The sequence below is a fragment of the Peribacillus sp. Bi96 genome, from assembly GCF_918698115.1.
Classification (GTDB): Bacteria; Bacillota; Bacilli; order Bacillales; family DSM-1321; genus Peribacillus.
Map to the genome: position 1 here is coordinate 114,727 of NZ_CAKKLV010000013.1, position 20,931 is coordinate 135,657.

The following is a 20,931-nucleotide window of genomic DNA, read 5'->3' on the forward strand; positions in this document are numbered from 1 at the left end:
GGCTGTTTGGTTTTGGTTCCCCTCAGGTGATTAGTTTTTCCCTTGAAAACGTTAAATTCGCTTGTATCAATTTGGCTAATTTTATTCTGTATACATGTAAATAAAACGGTCTAATGTACTTGATTTGGTAAAAGTGTTTATGAAGTACAACATATAAGGAGTGAGGAACACAGGGGGGATGTCTCCGTATCCCTCACTCCTTATTGTATTGAATGATTCATGGGCGGGCTCCGAAAATATGGCCTCAAAAGCAGAATGCCCTAAGATCTTTGCTTTATTAGCTGTAAATCGATGTATAGCTGGATTCTTGAATGTAAGTCATCAAAATCGATCGATGTGAGATCGGCTATTTGATTCAATCTATATTTCAATGTGTTGGTATGAACGTATAGCTGTTCAGCTGTCGGTTTGATCCGGCAATTGTTCAACAGATATATTTCCAATGTTTGAAGGAGTTTGGTTTGGCTTTCCTGGTCCTTCTTTTGAAGAATCTCTAATTCCACATTGATATAATTCGTTTTAGTATGATGGTTGGAGATCATTTCGAGGTAACGGAAAATCCCAAGCTTACTATATTGGAAAGGAAGCTGTTCAGGTTTACCGATGAACTTGGCTGCGTTGATCACTTCCAGGGCTTCGAGATAGGATTTTCTTAATTGAAGAATCGAAGAGTACTCATTTCCGATTCCCGGGAATACCTTTTTGTCATTGAATTGGGAAAGAACGGTGTTCGTTAAATCATTGGCGCTATCGGTAAGCAGGTCTTTCCCTTTTCCGTTGCTGCCAATCAGGACGATGATCTTCAATTGGTTTGTGAATGCATGGGTAAAATGATTCAATGCATTGGCGAATAGACTGACTGTATCCGCTAATTCATCGAAATGTTCCGCATCGGATTGAGCGATGGTAAAGACATTGACAAGGAAAGTTTCCGGAATGAGAAGACTCATATTGGCGGCTTCCCATTTTATTTGGTTTTCCGTTTGATAGACTTCGTCAATGACCTTTTGATAAAACTCATTTTTTTCTTCATCTTTTTTCATGTTTATCTGTTTTTTCTGATAAAGGAGCTTGCCGATATGATGGGAAACTTCATGTAAAAATTCCAAATCGGAATCAGTCATCATTTCCGTTTCTTGGACCCAAATGAATCCGAAGACCTGTCCTTTGTGAACGGCGCTCACAACGACTCTTTGATTTAATCCGATCTCCTCGATTTGTTTCACCCTAAATGGATGCTCCACGGTTTTAAGCTGTTCGACAATGCCCTCATCCATGAATTTTTCCAGAATTGGAATAGGCCAATGCTTTGTGAAGATGGTTTGCCGATTGGCTTGGTCGAAGTGTTCGATATAATATGAACTATATGCCAGCAATAAAAATTGGTCATTTTCGATGACGACTGGTTTTTTTAAATAAGTGCTGACCATATCCGTTATATCGTTGATGTTTGTGAGAGTCAGAATTTTTTCTAATGACATATATGGCCCCCTGTAATTTTTTGAAGTGTATGACAAGTTAGTTTAATAATACTTTTAAACTAATGATGTGTATAGGGGCAAGAACAAAGAAGGAACGGTATATGAAAAAATACCGTTCCTTTTAGAGGGGTTATTATTGTTTTAATGTTCTTTTGAATTCATCAAATTGCTCTTCTACTTCTTTAGATGGCTTAGCTGTAAGAAGACTGACCACGATGATGGCAATCAAGCTTGCGGCAAAACCTGGGATCATTTCATAAAGCGTATCGGATAGGCCTGCCATCGACCAGAAAATTACAGTCCCGGCACCAAAGACCATCCCAGCTAGAGCACCCCATTTTGTCATGCGCTTCCAGCAGAGGCTGAGTAAGACTAGCGGACCGAATGAAGAACCGAACCCAGCCCATGCATAACCGACAAGTCCAAGAATCGTGTCGTTTTTCTCCCAAGAGAGAAATAGCGCGATGATGGATATGATCAGTACGGAAAGCCTTCCTAAGAAGACAAGCTCTTTATCTGAAGCGGAACGACGGAAGAAGGTTTTGTATATATCCTCCGTTAAAGAGCTGGCAGTGACCAAAAGTTGCGAAGAAATCGTACTCATGACGGCTGCCAGGATAGCTGAAATCAAGAAGCCGGTAATGAGTGGGTGGAACAGTATTTCACCTAAAACGATGAATATCGTCTCGGGATCGTCCAACTTGATGTTGTTCTGAGAAAAATAAGTGATTCCAATGAACCCAGTCAGCATGGCACCAATAGTGGAAAAGATCATCCAGCTCATGCCGATGGTACGTGCTTTCTTTATTTCCTTAACGGAACTGATCGCCATAAAGCGGACAATGATATGGGGCTGACCGAAGTAACCTAATCCCCATGCAAATAATGAGATGATCCCCAATAGACTAGTTCCGGTAAAAATATTTAAAAGCGCAGGATCAATGGAACGCGGTGTATCTATGACAGGGCCAAAGCCGCCAATATGGAAAAGGGTAACGATCGGTACAAGGACCAGGGCGACGACCATGATGATTCCTTGTACAAAGTCTGTCCAGCTTACCGCCAGGAATCCGCCGAATAAAGTATAAGCGACCACCACGCCTGTTAAGATCCAGAGGCCAGTATGGTAATCAAGGCCAAATGTACTATGGAATAAGACGCCGCCGGATACCATACCGGAAGAAACGTAAAACGTAAAGAATATCAGGATGACCAAAGCCGAGATGAGCCTTAAGATCCGTGAGCCTTCGCCAAAACGATTTTCCAGGAAAGCAGGGATCGTAATGGAATTATTGGCAACTTCCGTATAAGTTCTTAATCTAGGTGCCACGTATAACCAGTTTGCATAAGCACCAAGCGTCAGGCCGATGACGATCCATATGGAGCTGAGTCCTGTTGCGAACATGGCACCTGGCATACCCATCAGAAGCCAACCGCTCATATCGGCGGCACCGGCGCTTAAGGCAGTGACAGCAGGGCCAAGACCCCGGTCTCCCAGCATGTAGTCATTTAGATTGGAGGTTCTTTTGTAGGCGAAATATCCGATTAACAGCATACCAGCCATATAAATGCTAATGGAAATTATTAAAGAAAAATCGATCATAGGAAGACTCCCTTCAAGATGAAATAGATATTTTTTCGTTTAAAAAGAGGAAGCAACCTATTTGTCACTTCCTCCATTGTACATCGTTTGGTATTGTATCATATAGTTGAAGATACATCACCAATACGAGGGCATTTCCTTTTCAATAGCTTTTTGAAACATTTATCAGAACGTTTCGGATGTTGTTTTGGCTTGCATATGAAGCTGCAAGTAGTCCGGTCCGCCTGCCTTGGAATCAGTTCCTGACATGTTGAACCCGCCGAATGGCTGATAACCTACGATTGCACCAGTACAGCCACGGTTGAAATACAAGTTCCCCACATGGAATTCTTCGCGTGCTTTTTCCATGTTAAGGCGATTTGTCGTAATGACAGCCCCAGTCAAACCATATTCAGTGTTATTGGCAATCTCAAGTGCTTCGTTAAAGTCCTTCGCTTTTGTGAAGGCAACGACTGGTCCGAAGATTTCTTCTTGCATCAAGCGTGCCTGCGGATCGACATCAGCAACGATTGTCGGTTGAACGAAGTAGCCTTTAGAGCTATCTCCTTCTCCTCCAGTCAGAATGCGTCCTTCTTGGTTCCCGATTTCAATATAGCTCATGATTTTGTCAAAAGCCGCTTGATCGATAACTGGTCCCATGAAATGATTTTCTACAGGATTACCAACTGTAAGTTGTTTTGTTAATTCAACAGCGCGATCTAATACTTGATCGTATACATCTTCTACGATGACAGCACGGGAACAAGCAGAACATTTTTGTCCAGAGAAGCCAAATGCAGATTTCACGATCGATTGAGCCGCCAATTCAAGATCTGCCTCTTTGTCGACGACCATCGTATCTTTTCCGCCCATTTCAGCGATGACACGCTTCAGCCAAATTTGGCCTTCGTTCACTTCTGAAGCACGTTTGTAAATGCGCAGACCTACATCACGTGAACCTGTGAAGGAAATGAAACGTGTTTTTGGATGATCGACCAGGTAGTCGCCCACTTCGGCTCCGCTTCCTGGAACGAAATTCAACACACCTGCTGGAAGGCCGGCTTCAAGCATCACTTCAACGAATTTAGCAGCAACGATAGGAGTAGTCGAAGCTGGTTTCAACAGGATTGTATTACCAGTAACGATAGCGGCAACAGCTGTACCTGCCATGATCGCAAATGGGAAGTTCCAAGGAGAAATGATGATGCCTACCCCTAATGGAATGTAATCATAGCGGTTAAATTCTCCCGGACGGCTTTGGACAGGCACACCATCTTTAAGAGTCAGCATTTGACGGGCATAAAATTCAAGGAAATCGATTGCTTCCGCTGTATCTGCATCAGCCTCATTCCAAGGTTTTCCCGCTTCTTTTGTCAATAAAGCAGAGAATTCATGCTTTCGTCTGCGAATGATGGCAGCAGCTTTGAACAAAACGTCAGCACGGATTTCCGGCTTCACTTTTTTCCAGCTTTCAAAAGCGGTAACAGCTTCCTGCATGGCTTTTTCAGCAAGGTCCCTATTCGCTTTCGATACTCGGCCGATGACCTCTTGCTTATCTGCAGGGTTATATGAAACGATTTTCTCATCAGTCGTCACTTTCTCTGCCCCGATATAAAGAGGGTAGTCTTGTCCTAAATAGCCCTCAACAGTTTGAAGTGCTTCCTGATATGCTTTTTTGTTTTCCTCGTTTGTAAAATCGACAAATGGTTCGTGTTTATATGAAATCATTGATCATCACACCTTTTAATAGATTTTTTGTAGCAATTAATAATGTTGAATGTATATTTAGCTTCTGACCATCCCTTTGAAGGCAAAGGCAATATTGGATGGCCTTTCTGCAAGCCTTCTCATGAAGTATCCATACCAATCCAGACCATATGGTACATAGACGCGCATTTTGTAACCTTGCTTGACCAATTCGTATTGAGTTTTGTTTCTCATGCCATAAAGCATTTGGAATTCGAATTGTGTATTCGGGATGTCAAACTTCTTAGCCAGCTCTTTTGTATATTCGATGATTTTGTCATCATGTGAGGCAATGGCCGTATAATTACCGTTAAGAAGACTTTGCTTAATCAACTTTTTGTAGTTTTCGTCTACATCATCCTTTTCGGGAAAAGCCACCTCGGCAGATTCCTTGTAGGCACCCTTTACGAGACGCAGGAATGGCTTATATTGGGAAAGGTCCCCTAAATCTTTCTCTGTGCGGAATAAATATGCTTGTAAAACAGTACTTATGCAGCTGTATTTTTCTTTGAACTGTCTAAAGATATCGATTGTTGCCTGACAACGAACTTCATCTTCCATGTCGATCGTGACCATGACTTTATGTTTTTCGGCTGTATCAAGAATTTTCGTCATATTCTCAATCACGAGTTTATGATCGATATCAAGTCCCAAAGAAGTCATCTTCAGAGAAACCTGTGAATCAAGTTTTTCCCTGCTGATCATTTCGATGGTTTCGATGCATTCTGCCGTCCGTTCCTGAGTCACTTCCTTAGAATCAACGAATTCCCCAAGATGGTCGACTGTAACCGACAAGCCGCTATTATTAAGTTGTTTAATGAATTTAACGGAACTTTGGAAATCAGTTCCCCCAATGATCTTTCCAGCAGCAAAATTTCCTCCGCTTTTTTTAGCAATATTATTAAGCAGATTATTTTTAGATAAAAATAAGAAAAAGTCCCTTGTAATGGCTTCCATATAAAGCGCACCCCCTAAGAAGATGTATTTCATAAATTAAGCTTACGATTTTTCGACAATGTTCACAATGTTCTCAAAAAACAATAATTCTGTCTTTTATTTGTCGCTTTTGGACAAAATGAAAGGGGTTTCATTGACTCGCATTTTATGGCAAGAAGGGAAGGTTTATATTTTACGTATAGAGAAACGCTAGAAGAAAGCCTTTAGCAGGAAGAGATGATCGAAAAGAAATCACTATGTGCGTATAAAGGTGGAAACTCGACCATAATCATCCAATGCGTTATAATGAACCTTATTTAACAAGAACGGGTGCAATGGTTCGTAGAAAAAAATGATTGATGAAGCTGTTCGGAGTGTAAATGGGTGAAAACCGTAAATAAATCGGATCGGCAAGCCGGGGAGGATAAGAAATGGGTGCTGTATTTGAAGAACTTAGAGAAACATCAGGTTTGATAATAGCGTTAATAATGGTTTTGGTAATAATGGGGCTGATCGGTTATGCCCTTACGAATGTACATGAATCCGTTGTGTTACCTGTGGTTCGATTCATTAAGAAAATGTTTAGTCGAAAATAGATGAAGTCGATACATAAGCACTTGTCCCAAATCCATAACAAGCCCCTGTTTAAAGAAATCCCTGCAGGGTTTGTCTAAAAGGGACAAAAGAACCGTAAAATGTTTTTTACCTGTCAAAGAAAATCATAAAACCCCCGCTTCTAATGGAAGTGGGGGATTTTAAATTTGCAAGTGTATCGATGTTGTTGAATCACATATGTTTGGAATGAAAACCTCCTTTAATTATAAAACTTTTTTACCTATGCCTATAATAATCTCATGCACGGAAGCTCCATAGTCATAAGTGAACTTTGAAAAGTTGTAGGCATTTAGAATGAAGGTTTTATCAATAATCCAGCCTTGGGCAAGTCTATTTATCCTTGGAGAGGTCAAATACGAAACAAGGTCATGGGGAACGAATTATCGTGGTTCGCTGGCGATTCATACTAGTCATAAAGTGGATAAGGCTTTCAGTAGCAAGGCCAATCCTGTTGTTGCTTAGTAAGCATGGATACTCAAAGGACAACCTCCCAACTGGTATGATCATTGGCGTATGTAAGTTTGAAAATTGTTTAAAGGTAGGGGATTCGCTTGGGAAGTTCAGGACATGCAGCTACTGGATGGCTTTATTCCATTGAAAGGAAAGCTTGGATTTTGGGTGCATGTATTATATTGGACGAAGTTAAGAAGTGATTTTGGAGAAGAACGCTTGCCACTACCTTTCAAATTCGTCCATTATACGCTATCAAACTGGTGCGCTGCATAGGGGTGAGTCGTTACGCTTAAAGGAATTTAAAAATCATGCGGACGTTGAACGTTTATAATCCGGCCATTAAAGAAACGTCCTCCGTTTTCCTAATACCAACACATGCTCTCTCCTTAAATATTAAAATAATCGTCTGACTTTGCGTCAGCATCTATGCTCCGAATCGCCTTCATGATTTTCTTTAATACTCCGGCTGATGGCACATACTTAGGATCGCTGCAAACTCTGCTTATCGTATTACGTGAGATTCCAGACGCACTTACAAATTCCTCTTGTGAATATCCATGCTTATCGATGAATTTCCCGACCTTACTTCGCGCTTTCCCTTTCCCGAATCTAAACATTTTGATAACCTCCTAGATTTAATTTACTAGCAGTCTCGTCCAACTTGCACAAAAATATACGCATAGTTTCGCAAATATTTGGTATCTAGGCCAACTATGTGTAACAGGATATGAACATGAAAGCGAAAAGGTTGAAAATCAGGGTCGTTAAATATGTGTGAGGTTGAGAAGTTTGCTACTTAAACTAGCGGGCAGAATAAACGATTAACTATATAGGATAAGAGATTCCGCCTTTCGCATGAGACCCGAACTTTTCATGTTGGGCCACAAATCTACTCAACGAGCATGGGGCGGATTCTTTTGGTCGGAACTAACTCTATTTGAACGGTTCCTGCGGTCTTTCTACAAAGATGTCAGGATGTATGATGAGGCTCTAAAAACTGATTTAATCGAAACTAACAATAATATATTATTGTAATAATTGTATTTATTTCCATATCCATTATAATAATAAGTGGGATATTGTAAGCGGAAACACTGAATGAATTGGTTAAATCTCGTAAAAAGTAGGAGGGAATCATGGGAAGATTAGTTCATTTCGAAATTCATGTAGATGATATGGAACGGGCAAAGAAGTTTTATGGAGAGGTATTCGGATGGTCATTTCAAGATTGGAGTGATTATGCGGGAATGCCTTACTTTGGAGCAGTAACTGGCGATGACAATGAACCTGGGGTCAATGGAGCTTTGATGCAGCGTCAAAGTGCTCCGCCGGAAACAAACCAAGCTTTAAATGGATTTGCTTGTACAATGGGAGTGGAGAATTACGATTTAACGGAAGCTAAAATAATTGAGATTGGCGGTAAGGTCGCCAAGCCCAAATATGCCCTGCCTGGAATGGCGTGGCAAGGATACTATATTGATACCGAAGGCAATATATTCGGAATTCATCAACCTGATGTGAATGCAAAATAGATTTGATGATAGGTGAATGAAACATGAAATTACACGACACGGCAGGCATGCTTGAAAATGTACGCAATATCTGTCTTGCGCTGCCCGAAGCTGTCGAACTTATTGATGGTTTCGGTCACAATACTTTTAAAATCAAGGGAAAATCCTTCGTGATTTCAGGTGAAAGTGAGAATGGATTCAGCTTGTCGTTCAAGTCAGATCGGGAAACCCAAGAATTATTGCTACAGAAAGAGAATTTTTTCAAAACACCGTATATAGGACATCACGGCTGGGTCTCCATTCAAAATCCGGATAGGGAAGACTGGGGTGAATTGACCATTCTAATTCAAGAAGCCTATTTACGTGCGGCGCCGAAGCGTTTGGTTAAGAAATACGAAGAGTTTCATAAAAAGTGAAGAAAGGCGGATGATCTGCCTTCTTCACTTTTTTACTTTCTTTTATCTGCTTTACAGATACTGATAGATAAAAATAACGACTTAATCTATACACACATAGCTTAAAGAAAAAAGCTCCTAATGTATTGGAGCGGCCAAGAAAGTTCAGGGTAATAGGCACTCCTGAATTTGCAACATTAATAGGTTGTCTCCGTCAGAAAAGAAAGTCTAAAATATATGTAAGGATGTTTCTACAAAAGATTGATGGTTATCTGCATAAGCAGCTATCTATAAAAATTGAGAAAATCAATCATGGTTCGATTGACGGAAAGGTGTATGGTTGAAGTGAATGTTGAATCTTTTTTTTCTGAAAACATTAAAGTGGCACTTAAGAATGATCCACCTGGTGCATGGATGCCAGATTTGCCAGATAACTGTATACGCTTGAGTTCAGGCTATCCGGATCCAGCTCTCGTTCCTGCTGAGGAGATTAAAGTAGCAGTAGCCAAACTTCTTGATGAAGAGCAGGATTTGCCTCTCCATTATCTCGGAAGTCCAAGGATTGCAAGACTAAAGCAGCAAATTCAGAAAAGATTGGCTGAGCGTGGAATTTCCGTTTTGGAAGAACAGCTTTTGGTTACATCAGGTGCTTGCCAGGGGATAGATCTTATTGCCCGTATTCTCCTTGATAATACTACTGTTGTAGCTGTAGAATCTCCCACCTATATGGAGGCTTTAGAGATTTTTCAAAACTATACGAATCAGATTATTAGTATACCTATAGATGAAAAGGGACTTCAAACATACCAATTAAAAGAAATGCTGGATGAAAGAAAACGTAAAGGTCTAACCCTGCCGCGCTTTCTATATACCATCCCAACCTTTCAAAATCCAACTGGGACGACCATGACTACTGAGCGGCGGAAGCATTTATTGGAACTTTCCATCGAGTTTGATTTCCTCATTCTAGAGGATGATGCGTACGGAGAATTATCCTTCGACAAAAATCCGCTGCCAATAAAATCATTTGATAAACGTGGTAGAGTCCTCCATGTTGGTTCATTATCCAAGGTAGTGGCGCCAGGAATGCGGATTGGATGGATAGCAGGCGAAAGTGAATTCATTAAGGCTTTAGAGTGGTTTAAAAAAGATTTAGATCATCCATTTTCTCAAAGTACAATGGCAGTATACTTAGAAAACACAAATTTAGAGAAACGACTCGACCTTCTAAAAGATGTGTATCGTGCCAAATGTACTGCGTTAATCCGCTCGATGGAACAATTTCTTCCAGAACCCGTTTCCTGGTATGTACCAGATGGTGGTTACTTTGTATGGGTGAGAATTCCAGGTTTTGATACGTCGCAATTATTATCAAAGGCTCTGGCTGAGGGGGTTTCGTATGTTCCAGGGAAATACTTTTTCTTGGATCAAAAGGATGGAACCGAGTTTCTCCGGCTCTCGTTCAGTTATGCCAATGAGAAGGAAATAATCGAGGGAATTCGAAGACTAGGACAGCTTATCGCACCTAATTTTGAAAATGAATGTTGAACTAATTTTAATGAGCCTACTTCCTTAACCGGGGTAGGTTTTTTGTTAATTAAAGGATTCGTCATCTCATTTACGATGATTTTATCTGTTCTCAAATTAGATGAAATCATTAAATAATAACAGGTGCTTTCCTTCAAAAAGGGAGTTTGCTGCGGCTGGCTTATGGAACTAACGGGGCAGTTTAGTTCATTACAGTTTATAATACGAGTAGACTTTGATTCAGGTTGAGGAGATAAAATAATGCGTTCTTTTTTGAGAAAAGAATTTTGGGATGACAGAAATAAACCTATTCTGTTTATACAATGGGTATTGATAATCTTTGCAATAATATTATATTTCCAAACTTATGACAGTATAGATTATATTCACTCTGGAATTTTAAGATTAATTGCAGGCATAATCACCCTTCTAACAGGAATTGAAAACTACATTGTAAAAAAAGAGATTATATATTTTGGTTCATCCTAACGATAATGTTTTGTGGAATGGGGATAGACATATTAATGTACTAACGGGGCAGGATAGTTCCATAAGGAATACTGTTAAGTGACATTAAAGTTGTTTAAAAACGTCAGTCATGTTATTCCATTAAAGATCCAGATTGTGGAAGATCACTAAACAAGTAAACTGGATATTTATGTTAAAATAATAGAGGAGATTGTGAAGAAAGTACTTAAGCTAACGTCGCAGTTTAGTGTAACAACAATACAATTTTTTTGCGGCGATGAAAATTGTTAACAACGTCTAAATATTTTTAAAGTGTTACATCCAAGGTGGATGAACAGAGAGATTTAAAATATGCCAAAATAGTGATCAAATATTTTGATCACTACTTTTGGTTCCAAATTCCTATGTCTTCTATTCAATTTAAAATTAAATACCAGAGCAATGATCATGGGTTTCCTAAATTATGAATTATATGTTTCTCTGTTTAGATTCACAATATCTTTATGTGAAAATCCAGCTGAAAACTTCTCCATTGCCTTATCCCGTAGGAATGGGGCTTTTTCTTTATTTGCCTTTTTCAATGCTTCCGTTAGTTCCTCTTTTGTTAGTTCTGTGCAGTATGCAGGAGTTCCTGGCTGTTGTCTCCACGAATCACTTAAAGAACCACTATCTACTGCGTCGAAGCCTAGCTCGTTTACTACGTCCATGATTATTTGTTTTTGTGATAGGTCATTACCAGAAATCGCCATGGCAATGCGACCACTAGTACCTTCGGGGGTTCCTTTATTTTCTAAAGTATAAGCTAATTGATTGTTGAAAGCTTTAATGAAAGGTCTACCTAATTGATTTGAAACCCAAACACTTTCAACCATCCCGTTCTCAATTTCTTCAATTTTATTGTCTCTAAAAGGATAATAATTTGAAGTGTCTACAGCGATTACTTCCTCTCCAGCTTTATCTACAATGTTGCGAATGCTTGGCATTACATGAAAAGGGATAGATATTATTAGAACATCAATATTAGTTATTACATCTTCTACACTCACAGGTGTTCCAGCAATCTCTTTTCCTTCTAAACGTTCAATTCCTCGAGCATCTGCGATTTTGACATCATGTCCATTCTTAACTAATTTTTTAGAAATAATTGTCCCTATTGGTCCTGCACCTATAATTCCAAATCTCATTATTGTTCCTCCTAAATATAATTTTATCCGATTATGATTCAATATCAGCTATGGAATTTTCCAATTGCCTCAACGCGAAATTGTCTACATTCCTTTTTTTACAAGCATTAAGGTAATTTAGAGGTAATTGTGTGTTTTGGTTATAAATAATATAATAAACTCATTACTCTTACTTTTGAAGTAGGCAATAAAAAATGATATAGTACACTTTTTTGTACTTTACAGAAGAAAAGGGATGTAAGTATGGCTAGAATATGCAAGGATGGATTTGAAAAAGAGTTTATTAAGGAGCAAAGAGACGTTTATGGTATTGCGTATACCCAAAATATGCTTTCAGGACGCTGGAAGTATCTTATTCTTTGGTTTTTAAAAACAAAAGAACGTCGTTATAGCGAAATTAAAGCTTTTTTATGGGACATTTCACAAGGTTCTCTTACAAAACAGTTGAGAGAATTAGAAACAGATGGATTAATTAAACGAGAGGTTTTTCCTGAGGTACCTCCACGTGTTGAATATTCATTAACAACTAAAGGGCGTGAATTTATCCCAATACTTGATATGATGGAGAATTTCGGCAAAAAATTCGGGGAGAAACCTGAGTAAAATAATAAAATGATATTTTTTATTAATTGGGCCGATATTGTGAAGTGTTGTACTTAAATTAACGGGGGCGTTTCTGAAACAACGGAAACGCACTTTTCTTCTTTAAGTAACCAGCTAATAGAAGCTCAATCTTATTCCATTATAGGGCGCGATTCTTTAATAAGAATCGCTTTTCTTATAGAACTCCCATGAAAATTAAAAAAGCTCAAAATCCAGAAAAAACCACAACAAAATAGACCCAGTAAAAACGCTTTTTAAAAAAAGGCTGAGCCTTATGAGTGATCTGATTGAGTTTGGTAAATCGTTAAACAAAAACCTCCAATCATAGCAAATTAAGTAGAGGCTAGCACGACGACCAAAAAAGGATTAATCTCCCATGAGTGCTACCCAAAAAGGGCGCGACAGTCGGTGGTACACCGTGGTCGTCGGAGTCAGACTAACGGATGGGCTCAAAGGCACCATAGTTCAACGACCTTCTTCGCCAGCCATTAAAACATTATCGACATAGAGACCAATTTTCATTCTCTGTGGTGAAGCGCTGATTTTTGCGCTTCATGGATGGCTAACGGGGCAGGTTAGTGGAATAAAAAGTGAATTAATCCATTATTATCTGTATTATGTTAACTGCATAAATCAGTTGTACAGAGATAATAAAGTTGTTTAATTTGCAATTATTTTGCGGTAATGAAATTAAATATTAAATAAAGGAAATATCTTCTTGACAGTCGAATATTAGCCTAGAACCATAATTAACTATTCCGATGAGGAGGATTCTTTTGCGTCCACGACCATTATCTATTGAAAACCCAGAGTATGATAGGTATGTTAGTCTTGTGCCAGATGGAGATATTGAAGAAATACTTAGTAAGCAACGAACTAAGACCATTACCCTCTTGAGCAGCATATCAGAGGAGTCAGCAAGGAAGGCGTACGCACCAGGGAAATGGACTTTAAAAGAAGTGATTGGGCATATGGCCGACGTGGAACGTGTGATGTCGTATCGAATGCTTGCCATTGCACGAAATGAAAGTGCACCACTCCCAGCAATGGATCAGGATCAATACGTTTCTGCGGCAAACTTCAACAAATTATCCTGGGAGCAGCTACTAGCTAGTTTAGACACGGTACGCTCCAACACGTTAAGTCTTATTTCAACCATTGATGATGCAGCGTGGGATCGTAATGGAACTGTAATGAACAGCCCAGTTTCGATAGGTACCTTTGCATATGGCATTGTCGGGCACGAGTTACACCATATAAAAGTGATTAGTGATAAATACTTATAAGTCTTTTTCTATTAATGAAAAAACCTAATTTCTCATTTAATGCTGAGAAATTAGGTTTTTTAATATTGAAACTTCCTTAACGTTGTAAATCCGCATTTTCCTGACGCTACTGTACAGAGATAATAAAGTTGTTTAATTTACAATAAAGTCATTAAAAAATAATAATGTTGTTTAAAAATCCTTATGTCACTAACGGGGCAGTTTAGTTTAGTAAGGAACGATTCAAATTCAATAAATAATAGGGAGTATAATATTAAACACCGGTTGTTAAACGATTTTGAACCACCTTTAGAGCTAACGTGTACAAGATCTTGTGAACTGATATTAGTCAGTTCTTTTTTATTGGACAAAAAGTGCAGTTGCATTTTCACAAGCTTTCATTCGGGAAAATCAGAATTTAGTAAATTATTATTTACTAAATTCAAAAAAAAATTTGTTTATTAATCAATTTGATATATAATACATTGCTATATTAGGAGGTAATCAATGACTATTTCTCAAGTTAGTAAAGAATATATCGAGTTAATCCCTAATTTGTTTAAGAGTTTTCAGCGATTGAATCAAAAATCCAGCAACTTAACTCATTTACAGAACCAAATCTTAGAATTCGTATTTATGAATCATAATCCTGTGACTATCAAACAAATAAGTGAAGGGCTAAATGTACCCAAACAGCAAATGACAGACTTGCTTAAGCGCTTATTTGATTGGGGTTACATTACTAAGAGTCAAAATAAGAATGATAAGAGGTCGTTTGTGATTGAGTTAACAGAGAAAGGAAAAACTTCACAACAAGAAAAATGGACGAAAATTTATCAGAGTTTCGTCAATGACCTGTCCAAGCTAGATAGTGAAGAGCAACAGGATCTTCAATACGCTTTGCATAAAGTGAATTACCTGCTTAAAAAAATGGAGGATTGATATATATGACTGAACGTGAGTGTGCCTTCAATGAAAAGTCCAGGGGTAATTTTCGGCTCAATCATTCCTTCTATTAATTAATTCGGCGAAATCGCTTTTGAAGAATTCGCAATTAAAATTTGAAGCTTTTGGAGGAAAGATATTATGTCATTAAATTTACAATCCGTTCAAGGCACAATGCTAATACCTCTTTGGGGACGCGCCACTGCCAGTGAGAGGAATCCAGAAATTTTGTACGACAAGGAAGCGATAGAGGTCATTGCAAGCTGTGATTTTAATTTTACCGAAATATCCAATACATTTGGAGAGTATGGAGGCATAAGCTATATAGTCCGAGCAAAAAAAGTTGACGATACCATCCGAGCTTTTATAGAAAAACATCCTCGGGCCACTATTGTAAACATCGGCGCGGGACTTGATACTACATTTTCAAGAGTGGATAATGGCACACTTAACTGGTACAACCTTGATTTACCAGAAGCGATTGCTTTCCGCAAAACTCTAATCGCAGACTCTCCGAGGAATATCAGCATTGCAAAATCATTTTTTGATGTTTCGTGGTTTGATGATGTGATTTTTAATGAGGAAGACGGCATACTTTTTGTATCTGCCGGTGTTTTCTACTATTTTCAGGCAAGTGAACTCAAAGGCGTATTTCAGAAAATGGGGCTTCTCTTTCCAGGCGGGGAGTTGTACTTCGATGCGGAATCAAAGTTTGCATTAAAGATTTCAAATCGCACGGTGGAAAAAACAGGGAACAAGGGGGCGGAAATGTATTTCTATGTCAACAATCCAAAAGCATTGGAAGGTTGGTCGTCCAAAATCAAGGTTATATCCTGCGAATCGTACTTCAAAGGTATACCAGCAAGCAAGAAGTGGGAAAGTGGAACACGTGTAATGGTGAGGGCTGTAGATTTATTAAAGATGATGAAGTTTGTTCATTTGCGTTTCGAGAGAAAGTAATGTCGAATCCAGCCTTATTCTAATACGTCTAAAGCTTCAGCTACTTCTCAATAAAGTAACCCCTTTTAGAAAATATCGAAAATACTACAACCTTTTATTACTTTCACTATACCAGATCATTTTTCACTTAAACTATAGGTGCGTTAGTTAATTAATCGGTATGGAAAATGATCAAACCTTTCTAGTACATATTGAACTCTGCGATTTACTTGTAATTTGGGAAAATGAATCTTATATCTTACATGTAAAAGCTGTTTAGATCGTGATACAAGAGTTCTCAGTGAACAAATTATCGCTTCAATGACAGCATTTCATAATGGAGATAGTTTATATAAATAAAAAAACTCTTAGAACCGTTATGGCTCTAAGAGTTTATAGTATGGAGCATAGCGGGATCGAACCGCTGACCTCTACGCTGCCAGCGTAGCGCTCTCCCAGCTGAGCTAATGCCCCGAATTGAGGTACAATAATTATTTTAGCGAATTTTCGGGAAAAGTCAATATTAAATATGAAATTTTTGCAAAAATGATAAAAAAACCGTTCGATTGTGGTCAAACGGTTCAGAATAGACTCGATGAATATCAAATTTGCCTACAGGCTTTTTGGTTATACGAAAATTATAAAATAACTGAATTTAATCATTTTAATCCATCTCTGGTTTTATTTTTTCATCTGTTCAAAAATATCAAAGGTTTTTACGTGTTCTATTCTTCTAATTCAAACAATTTTGTGCCACTTATTTATCAGCGTTCCTGAATCCTTGTTCTTGCGTTTATTCCTCAAAAATCTTTTTTTTCCATACATACCAGACATTATTGACGCCTTGCCCATTTATATCACCTGCCTGCTTATCTTTCGCATAGTAATAAAGAGGATGTCCTTTATACGTAGTTTGCTGTTTCCCGTCATCTCTTATGATTGTCTTAAAGTCTTTGTTGTCGAATCCTTTATTCGAGATGATGTTATCTTCATGGAATGGCGGCCAAATTTCAAGACATGGGCCTTTGCAATTACTGACACTAGAATCATCTTTTGTGAAGTAATAAAGTGTCATTCCGTCTTGATCTGCTACATACTTCCCGACTTCGTCTGATTCCAGTATTTTAAGCTTATATTTTTTTTGCTTATCCTGAATTATATCCGTGATCGAGTAGTTATTAATATCAACACGCGCAATAGAGAGATCCCGATTTAATACATAAGCCTGATCTCCGTCATGGCTAAAGACAATAGCTTGTCTTGGTTCTTTGAACCCCCCAATTGTTTTAACTACGCGGTGATCAGCAACATTGATCACGTCAATCGTATTGTCAGCTTTGTTGCTTGCAAAAAGGAGTTTGTCATCAGGTGATAGAGCAGCGCCATATGGTTCACGTCCCACTTTTATTTCACTCTTTATATTACCGTCTAGCGTATCAACTACGGAAATGCTGTTGCGTCCGCTGTTGGCGGCATACAATGATTCTCCATCAGTGGTAATCGAGATTCCGCGAATACTGGAGAACCCTGATATTTCACGAATGATTTTTTTAGTGGCGGCATTAACGATGGACACTTTATCTCCTTGAAAGTTCGTGACAAAGATATATTTTCCGTCCGAAGAGACTTTAATGCCTTGCCTTGGTTGGGCGAAACCGGTAATGACGTCAATCGGTTTTCGTTTTTCCAGATCCACGACCGTGACAGAATTGTGTGCTTGATTGTTCACATATAATGTCTTTTCATCCGGGCTGACGGCAGTCCCGAATGCGCCTGGTCCAACGACAACTTCATCTTTCAAGGTGAAATTTTTTACGCTGTAAAAACGAAGCGTACCGAGCGTACTGTCTGAGACGACAAACTCTGAGCCGCCATCAATAAACACGATGTTTCTCGGTGAAACAAAGCCGTCGATCTTTTTGAGCAACTTGCCTTTGGTAAGATCATAGACTAGGATGGATCGTTCACGGCTATCCGAGACAATCGCTAGTTGCTCATCCGGACTTACGGCAAGGGAATTGTTGGTGATGTGGGTGTCAAAGCCTGTCCCTAACACTAGGCTTTTACCTTTAGTAGAAGAAGCACCAATTACATTTGGTAGAAAAAACACAAATAGTAAGGGGATAATCCATATACTTTTCACCTTCATTTTTTTAAACATTACTCACCTCGGGAAATTATTTTCTTGATATACTATACGATCTTTTAAGCCAAGTAGATGAACAGGAAAATCAATTCCCTGTCAAAATCCAGCTTGTGTTCTAACCTCCTTCCTTTGAAATGTATAATCAAATCATAGTTCTGCTCCCTTCACTATATATAAACGTATAGACAAAGATATCGGTTTGGTTATTCTGAAAATTTAAAGTGAATAATGGGTTAGTCCAGAGCGAAGTCACGTATCACTAGACTTTCTCGCTGTCCGATGGATGATAGTAAATATATGGTATTAGGTGATGGAGTCAGATGTTAGAGACCTGAGGATTATGTAAGGTGCGATTGGTTTATGCAGACATGGTTTACTGCCGTTTCCATTAAGTTGAAGAAGGTTCTTAATTTTGCCGGTAGAGGATCAAATCTTTTCATATGGAGGGAATTTCAAAAGGGTTCGGAATGTTTTAATTCCGAACCCTTTTGATTTTAGTCTAACTGTTCTTTCCATTTATGCATTTTCGATCTCTACCCGTGCAATTTCCTTAAGATTGGAGACAGTGTAGTACACTTCCGATGTTCTGACTTTATGATCGACCAGCACTTTAAGTGTCAAAAGGTGGTGGTCTTCTGCCACATCTTTGATTCTAAGGTTTTTGATGAATATTTTTTCGTCTTTGATTTTTTTCAGTACGACGGCAATGTCATCTTTATCTTGTACTACCAGCTGCAGAAAAATTTCTTTTTGCCTTAATTTCATTGGCCCGAGCCAGGTGACGATTGCAGGAACCAATTCTACACTTATGATTAATAGTATGACGCCGGCTATCGCTTCAAGAAAGAATCCGGCTCCAACGGCAATCCCGATACCTGCCGCTCCCCAGATGATGGCTGCGGTCGTTAATCCGGATATGCTGTTATTGTCACGGCGGAGAATGACACCCGCGCCGATAAAACCGACTCCAGAAACTATCTGGGCGGCTAGACGCAAGGGATCCATTGTGATATTTACGTGTTCACTGCCTGGGAACTTATAAGCGGATTCCATGGAAACGATCGTTAGTAAACAGCTGACGATGGAAATGACCAGGCTTGTTTTTAATCCGACAGGTTTTCGTTTCATTTCGCGCTCCAGCCCGATAATTAATCCGAGTAGAGCTGAAATCCCCAGTTTTATTAGGATTTGCAGTTCCGATTGAGGATTGAATGTCCATTCCATTTTGTTTCACCACTTCCGAAGTAATATAGAAGAATAAGATCTCTGTTGCCATATACCCGTTTTTCAAAAAAGCTTACCCTAATAACTTTAACATAGTAGAATAGATTTCATTGAGGCGTTATTCTAATTGAAAGGGGTAACTTGAATGCAAATTCCAAAAATGAATCCCTATGCTGCATTGGCGATTGGGGTGGCTTCCGTTTCATTTTCTGCCATTCTGGTTAAGTTAGCTACTGCTCCATCGGGTGTAATAGCCTTTTACCGTTTATTATTTACCGTTCTTCTTATGTTGCCTGTTTTTTTAATGAAATACCGCCATGAACTTAGATTCATTGAGAAAAAGGATTGGTTGTTTTCGATTGCATCAGGAGTGTTCTTGGCCTTTCATTTTATTTTATGGTTTGAATCGCTCAATTACACGTCGGTGGCGAGTTCCACTGTGCTTGTCACCCTCCAGCCTTTATTCGCTTTTGTGGGAGCTTACTTATTTTTTAAAGAAAGATTTTCGATGAAAGCAATATTGAGCGGCATCATTGCAATAGCCGGCAGCCTTGTCATTAGCTGGGGAGATTTGAGAATCAGTGGTATGGCGCTTTGGGGAGACATTCTTTCGCTTATCGCATGTGCGCTTGTAACTGGTTATTTACTGTTTGGACAAAATGTACGAAAGCGCATCTCATCAACAACATACACATTTGTTGTGTATGCCATTAGTGCCATCACTTTGTTTTTCTATGTGATCTTCAAGGGAGAGCCTTTGGCGCCATATCCAACTGCCGATTGGGTTTATTTCGTTTTGCTTGCCATCTTTCCGACTCTATTAGGACATTCTTTATTCAATTGGTCATTGAAGTGGTTAAGCACGTCAACAATTTCGATGGGAATCTTACTGGAACCGATTGGAGCGACAATTTTAGCTTATTTCATACTAGATGAACCGATACTGTGGACGCAGGTTCTGGGAGGTACGATCATATTGGCAGGTTTGATGATATTCCTAAAGGATGAAAAGAAAAGTAAGGTGCACAAAGAAGAGCCAGTCACCGTATAAAAGCAGTAAGTCGAACCCGACTTACTGCTTTTATTTAATATGGATAAAACAAATAGGTGATCCGTGTAAAAACTAAAGCGAAAGTAAAGCTGAATAAAAACGTTGTACCATTCACCCTGCCTTTTTCTCTGCTGAACCTAATGGCTTCACAATAAGCGGTGCTGAATAAGTAAAGGGCCATACTGTAGGAAATGAGTAATCCGATTAATGAAAGATTCATTGCTTCACCTCATGGGAAAAAGATATCTTTATATGTCTATTTGTGTTTGTAGCTAAATATGCGTCATTTAATCACGAATGAGCGCAACAGGGGACTGGTTATCTTAAAATATCATGATTAAAAAAGAACGATTATATAGAAGAAAGTAGAAAAAAACACTTTTTAGAAAAAAGTTTTAAAAAACGTATTGCAAACATTATTAGTACATGGTATATTATTTCTTGTCGCTAAGACAGCAACTTAAACAGCTAACAAGCTGTTGAAAACTTTTTAAAAAAAGTTGTTGACGAAACGTGACAGAATGTGTTACATTATAGAGGTCGCTTCTGAGAGAGACGACAACAAATTGCTCTTTGAAAACTGAACAAAACAAAGCGCCAACGTTAAATTTTAAGTGAGCACACACTATTAAAAAAGCAAATGAGCAAGTCAAACATTTCTTCGGAGAGTTTGATCCTGGCTCAGGACGAACGCTGGCGGCGTGCCTAATACATGCAAGTCGAGCGAATCGATGGGAGCTTGCTCCCTGAGATTAGCGGCGGACGGGTGAGTAACACGTGGGCAACCTGCCTATAAGACTGGGATAACTTCGGGAAACCGGAGCTAATACCGGATACGTTCTTTTCTCGCATGAGAGAAG

The 20,931-nt window shown here is 38.9% G+C and carries 19 protein-coding genes, 1 tRNA gene, 1 rRNA gene and 1 pseudogene; 12 read left to right on the forward strand and 10 right to left on the reverse strand.

The annotated features are described in order from the left end of the window. Positions 1-260: 260 nt before the first annotated feature. The 4 genes from LQ203_RS16700 to LQ203_RS16715 form a co-directional block, all read right to left on the reverse strand. Positions 261-1,481 carry a helix-turn-helix domain-containing protein gene (locus LQ203_RS16700; RefSeq protein ID WP_230159496.1) on the reverse strand — a complete coding sequence of 407 codons (1,221 nt, stop codon included), beginning with the start codon at positions 1,479-1,481 and terminating at the stop codon, positions 261-263. Between the two features lie 133 nt (positions 1,482-1,614). After that, on the reverse strand, positions 1,615-3,084 hold the full coding sequence (gene putP, locus LQ203_RS16705; RefSeq protein ID WP_290370601.1) for a sodium/proline symporter PutP: 1,470 nt from the start codon (positions 3,082-3,084) through the stop codon (positions 1,615-1,617). A gap of 165 nt (positions 3,085-3,249) precedes the next feature. Next, on the reverse strand, positions 3,250-4,791 hold the full coding sequence (gene pruA, locus LQ203_RS16710; protein ID WP_214791075.1) for an L-glutamate gamma-semialdehyde dehydrogenase: 1,542 nt from the start codon (positions 4,789-4,791) through the stop codon (positions 3,250-3,252). A gap of 57 nt (positions 4,792-4,848) precedes the next feature. Further along, a complete protein-coding gene (locus LQ203_RS16715) occupies positions 4,849-5,766 on the reverse strand; it encodes a proline dehydrogenase (protein ID WP_230159497.1) in 918 nt (305 codons plus the stop codon). Positions 5,767-6,176: 410 nt separating this feature from the next. Between LQ203_RS16715 and LQ203_RS16720 the strand changes: the two genes are divergently transcribed. Together LQ203_RS16720 and LQ203_RS16725 are read left to right on the forward strand one after the other, a co-directional pair. Beyond that, positions 6,177-6,341 (forward strand): hypothetical protein, encoded by a 165-nt coding sequence (locus LQ203_RS16720; RefSeq protein WP_230159498.1) that lies wholly within the window; start codon positions 6,177-6,179, stop codon positions 6,339-6,341. Positions 6,342-6,654: 313 nt separating this feature from the next. Next, positions 6,655-6,990: pseudogene (locus LQ203_RS16725) on the forward strand (2-oxoglutarate dehydrogenase E1); the annotation flags it as partial. A 209-nt stretch (positions 6,991-7,199) separates the two neighbouring features. On the opposite strand, the gene LQ203_RS16730 reads toward LQ203_RS16725, so the two are convergent. Continuing rightward, entirely contained in the window at positions 7,200-7,430 is a 231-nt protein-coding gene (locus LQ203_RS16730) for a helix-turn-helix transcriptional regulator (RefSeq protein ID WP_230159499.1), read from the reverse strand. Between the two features lie 519 nt (positions 7,431-7,949). Here LQ203_RS16730 and LQ203_RS16735 point away from each other — a divergent pair. The 4 genes from LQ203_RS16735 to LQ203_RS16750 all read left to right on the forward strand — a co-directional run bounded on the left by LQ203_RS16735 (position 7,950) and on the right by LQ203_RS16750 (position 10,735). Next, positions 7,950-8,345, forward strand: coding sequence for a VOC family protein (locus LQ203_RS16735; protein WP_230159500.1), 396 nt, complete (start codon positions 7,950-7,952; stop codon positions 8,343-8,345). 23 nt (positions 8,346-8,368) lie between these two features. After that, entirely contained in the window at positions 8,369-8,740 is a 372-nt protein-coding gene (locus tag LQ203_RS16740) for an MmcQ/YjbR family DNA-binding protein (RefSeq protein ID WP_230159501.1), read from the forward strand. A gap of 324 nt (positions 8,741-9,064) precedes the next feature. Beyond that, entirely contained in the window at positions 9,065-10,267 is a 1,203-nt protein-coding gene (locus tag LQ203_RS16745) for a PLP-dependent aminotransferase family protein (protein ID WP_230159502.1), read from the forward strand. A 240-nt stretch (positions 10,268-10,507) separates the two neighbouring features. Beyond that, positions 10,508-10,735, forward strand: coding sequence for a hypothetical protein (locus tag LQ203_RS16750; protein ID WP_230159503.1), 228 nt, complete (start codon positions 10,508-10,510; stop codon positions 10,733-10,735). 440 nt (positions 10,736-11,175) lie between these two features. On the opposite strand, the gene LQ203_RS16755 is transcribed toward LQ203_RS16750, so the two are convergent. Beyond that, positions 11,176-11,898, reverse strand: coding sequence for an NAD(P)-binding domain-containing protein (locus tag LQ203_RS16755; protein ID WP_230159504.1), 723 nt, complete (start codon positions 11,896-11,898; stop codon positions 11,176-11,178). 243 nt (positions 11,899-12,141) lie between these two features. Between LQ203_RS16755 and LQ203_RS16760 the strand changes: the two genes are divergently transcribed. The 4 genes from LQ203_RS16760 (at position 12,142) to LQ203_RS16775 (ending at position 15,671) form a co-directional block, all read left to right on the forward strand. Beyond that, a complete protein-coding gene (locus tag LQ203_RS16760) occupies positions 12,142-12,501 on the forward strand; it encodes a winged helix-turn-helix transcriptional regulator (protein ID WP_101226146.1) in 360 nt (119 codons plus the stop codon). A gap of 776 nt (positions 12,502-13,277) precedes the next feature. Further along, positions 13,278-13,787: a DinB family protein gene (locus tag LQ203_RS16765; RefSeq protein ID WP_230159505.1), complete on the forward strand. Its 510-nt coding sequence runs from the start codon at positions 13,278-13,280 to the stop codon at positions 13,785-13,787. A 486-nt stretch (positions 13,788-14,273) separates the two neighbouring features. Then, positions 14,274-14,708 carry a MarR family winged helix-turn-helix transcriptional regulator gene (locus LQ203_RS16770; RefSeq protein WP_230159506.1) on the forward strand — a complete coding sequence of 145 codons (435 nt, stop codon included), beginning with the start codon at positions 14,274-14,276 and terminating at the stop codon, positions 14,706-14,708. 144 nt (positions 14,709-14,852) lie between these two features. Then, a complete protein-coding gene (locus tag LQ203_RS16775) occupies positions 14,853-15,671 on the forward strand; it encodes a class I SAM-dependent methyltransferase (protein WP_230159507.1) in 819 nt (272 codons plus the stop codon). 380 nt (positions 15,672-16,051) lie between these two features. Here LQ203_RS16775 and LQ203_RS16780 read toward each other — a convergent pair. The 3 genes from LQ203_RS16780 to LQ203_RS16790 form a co-directional block, all read right to left on the reverse strand. Beyond that, positions 16,052-16,124, reverse strand: a tRNA-Ala gene (locus LQ203_RS16780). A 319-nt stretch (positions 16,125-16,443) separates the two neighbouring features. Then, on the reverse strand, positions 16,444-17,811 hold the full coding sequence (locus LQ203_RS16785) for a beta-propeller fold lactonase family protein (RefSeq protein ID WP_230159508.1): 1,368 nt from the start codon (positions 17,809-17,811) through the stop codon (positions 16,444-16,446). 501 nt (positions 17,812-18,312) lie between these two features. Further along, the gene (locus LQ203_RS16790; RefSeq protein WP_230159509.1) at positions 18,313-19,020 is read right to left on the reverse strand and encodes an MgtC/SapB family protein; all 708 of its coding nucleotides are present in this window, start codon (positions 19,018-19,020) and stop codon (positions 18,313-18,315) included. A gap of 145 nt (positions 19,021-19,165) precedes the next feature. On the opposite strand from LQ203_RS16790, the gene LQ203_RS16795 reads away from it, so the two are divergent. After that, entirely contained in the window at positions 19,166-20,071 is a 906-nt protein-coding gene (locus LQ203_RS16795; RefSeq protein WP_230159510.1) for a DMT family transporter, read from the forward strand. Between the two features lie 34 nt (positions 20,072-20,105). Here the strand turns inward: LQ203_RS16795 and LQ203_RS16800 are convergent, their stop codons facing one another. Continuing rightward, entirely contained in the window at positions 20,106-20,291 is a 186-nt protein-coding gene (locus LQ203_RS16800; protein WP_230159511.1) for a hypothetical protein, read from the reverse strand. Between the two features lie 438 nt (positions 20,292-20,729). Here LQ203_RS16800 and LQ203_RS16805 point away from each other — a divergent pair. Continuing rightward, a 16S ribosomal RNA gene (locus LQ203_RS16805) occupies positions 20,730-20,931 on the forward strand; the annotation flags it as partial.

Bases quoted from the DNA above. Each gene is read 5' to 3' on its own strand.
- LQ203_RS16700 (WP_230159496.1), bottom strand. From the start codon at position 1,481: ATGTCATTAGAAAAAATTCTGACTCTCACAAACATCAACGATATAACG.
- LQ203_RS16735 (WP_230159500.1), top strand. From the start codon at position 7,950: ATGGGAAGATTAGTTCATTTCGAAATTCATGTAGATGATATGGAACGG.
- LQ203_RS16775 (WP_230159507.1), top strand. From the start codon at position 14,853: ATGTCATTAAATTTACAATCCGTTCAAGGCACAATGCTAATACCTCTT.
- LQ203_RS16785 (WP_230159508.1), bottom strand. From the start codon at position 17,811: ATGTTTAAAAAAATGAAGGTGAAAAGTATATGGATTATCCCCTTACTA.
- LQ203_RS16730 (WP_230159499.1), bottom strand. From the start codon at position 7,430: ATGTTTAGATTCGGGAAAGGGAAAGCGCGAAGTAAGGTCGGGAAATTC.
- LQ203_RS16800 (WP_230159511.1), bottom strand. From the start codon at position 20,291: ATGAATCTTTCATTAATCGGATTACTCATTTCCTACAGTATGGCCCTT.
- putP (WP_290370601.1), bottom strand. From the start codon at position 3,084: ATGATCGATTTTTCTTTAATAATTTCCATTAGCATTTATATGGCTGGT.
- LQ203_RS16740 (WP_230159501.1), top strand. From the start codon at position 8,369: ATGAAATTACACGACACGGCAGGCATGCTTGAAAATGTACGCAATATC.
- LQ203_RS16795 (WP_230159510.1), top strand. From the start codon at position 19,166: ATGCAAATTCCAAAAATGAATCCCTATGCTGCATTGGCGATTGGGGTG.
- LQ203_RS16755 (WP_230159504.1), bottom strand. From the start codon at position 11,898: ATGAGATTTGGAATTATAGGTGCAGGACCAATAGGGACAATTATTTCT.
- LQ203_RS16715 (WP_230159497.1), bottom strand. From the start codon at position 5,766: ATGGAAGCCATTACAAGGGACTTTTTCTTATTTTTATCTAAAAATAAT.
- pruA (WP_214791075.1), bottom strand. From the start codon at position 4,791: ATGATTTCATATAAACACGAACCATTTGTCGATTTTACAAACGAGGAA.
- LQ203_RS16770 (WP_230159506.1), top strand. From the start codon at position 14,274: ATGACTATTTCTCAAGTTAGTAAAGAATATATCGAGTTAATCCCTAAT.
- LQ203_RS16760 (WP_101226146.1), top strand. From the start codon at position 12,142: ATGGCTAGAATATGCAAGGATGGATTTGAAAAAGAGTTTATTAAGGAG.
- LQ203_RS16790 (WP_230159509.1), bottom strand. From the start codon at position 19,020: ATGGAATGGACATTCAATCCTCAATCGGAACTGCAAATCCTAATAAAA.
- LQ203_RS16720 (WP_230159498.1), top strand. From the start codon at position 6,177: ATGGGTGCTGTATTTGAAGAACTTAGAGAAACATCAGGTTTGATAATA.
- LQ203_RS16750 (WP_230159503.1), top strand. From the start codon at position 10,508: ATGCGTTCTTTTTTGAGAAAAGAATTTTGGGATGACAGAAATAAACCT.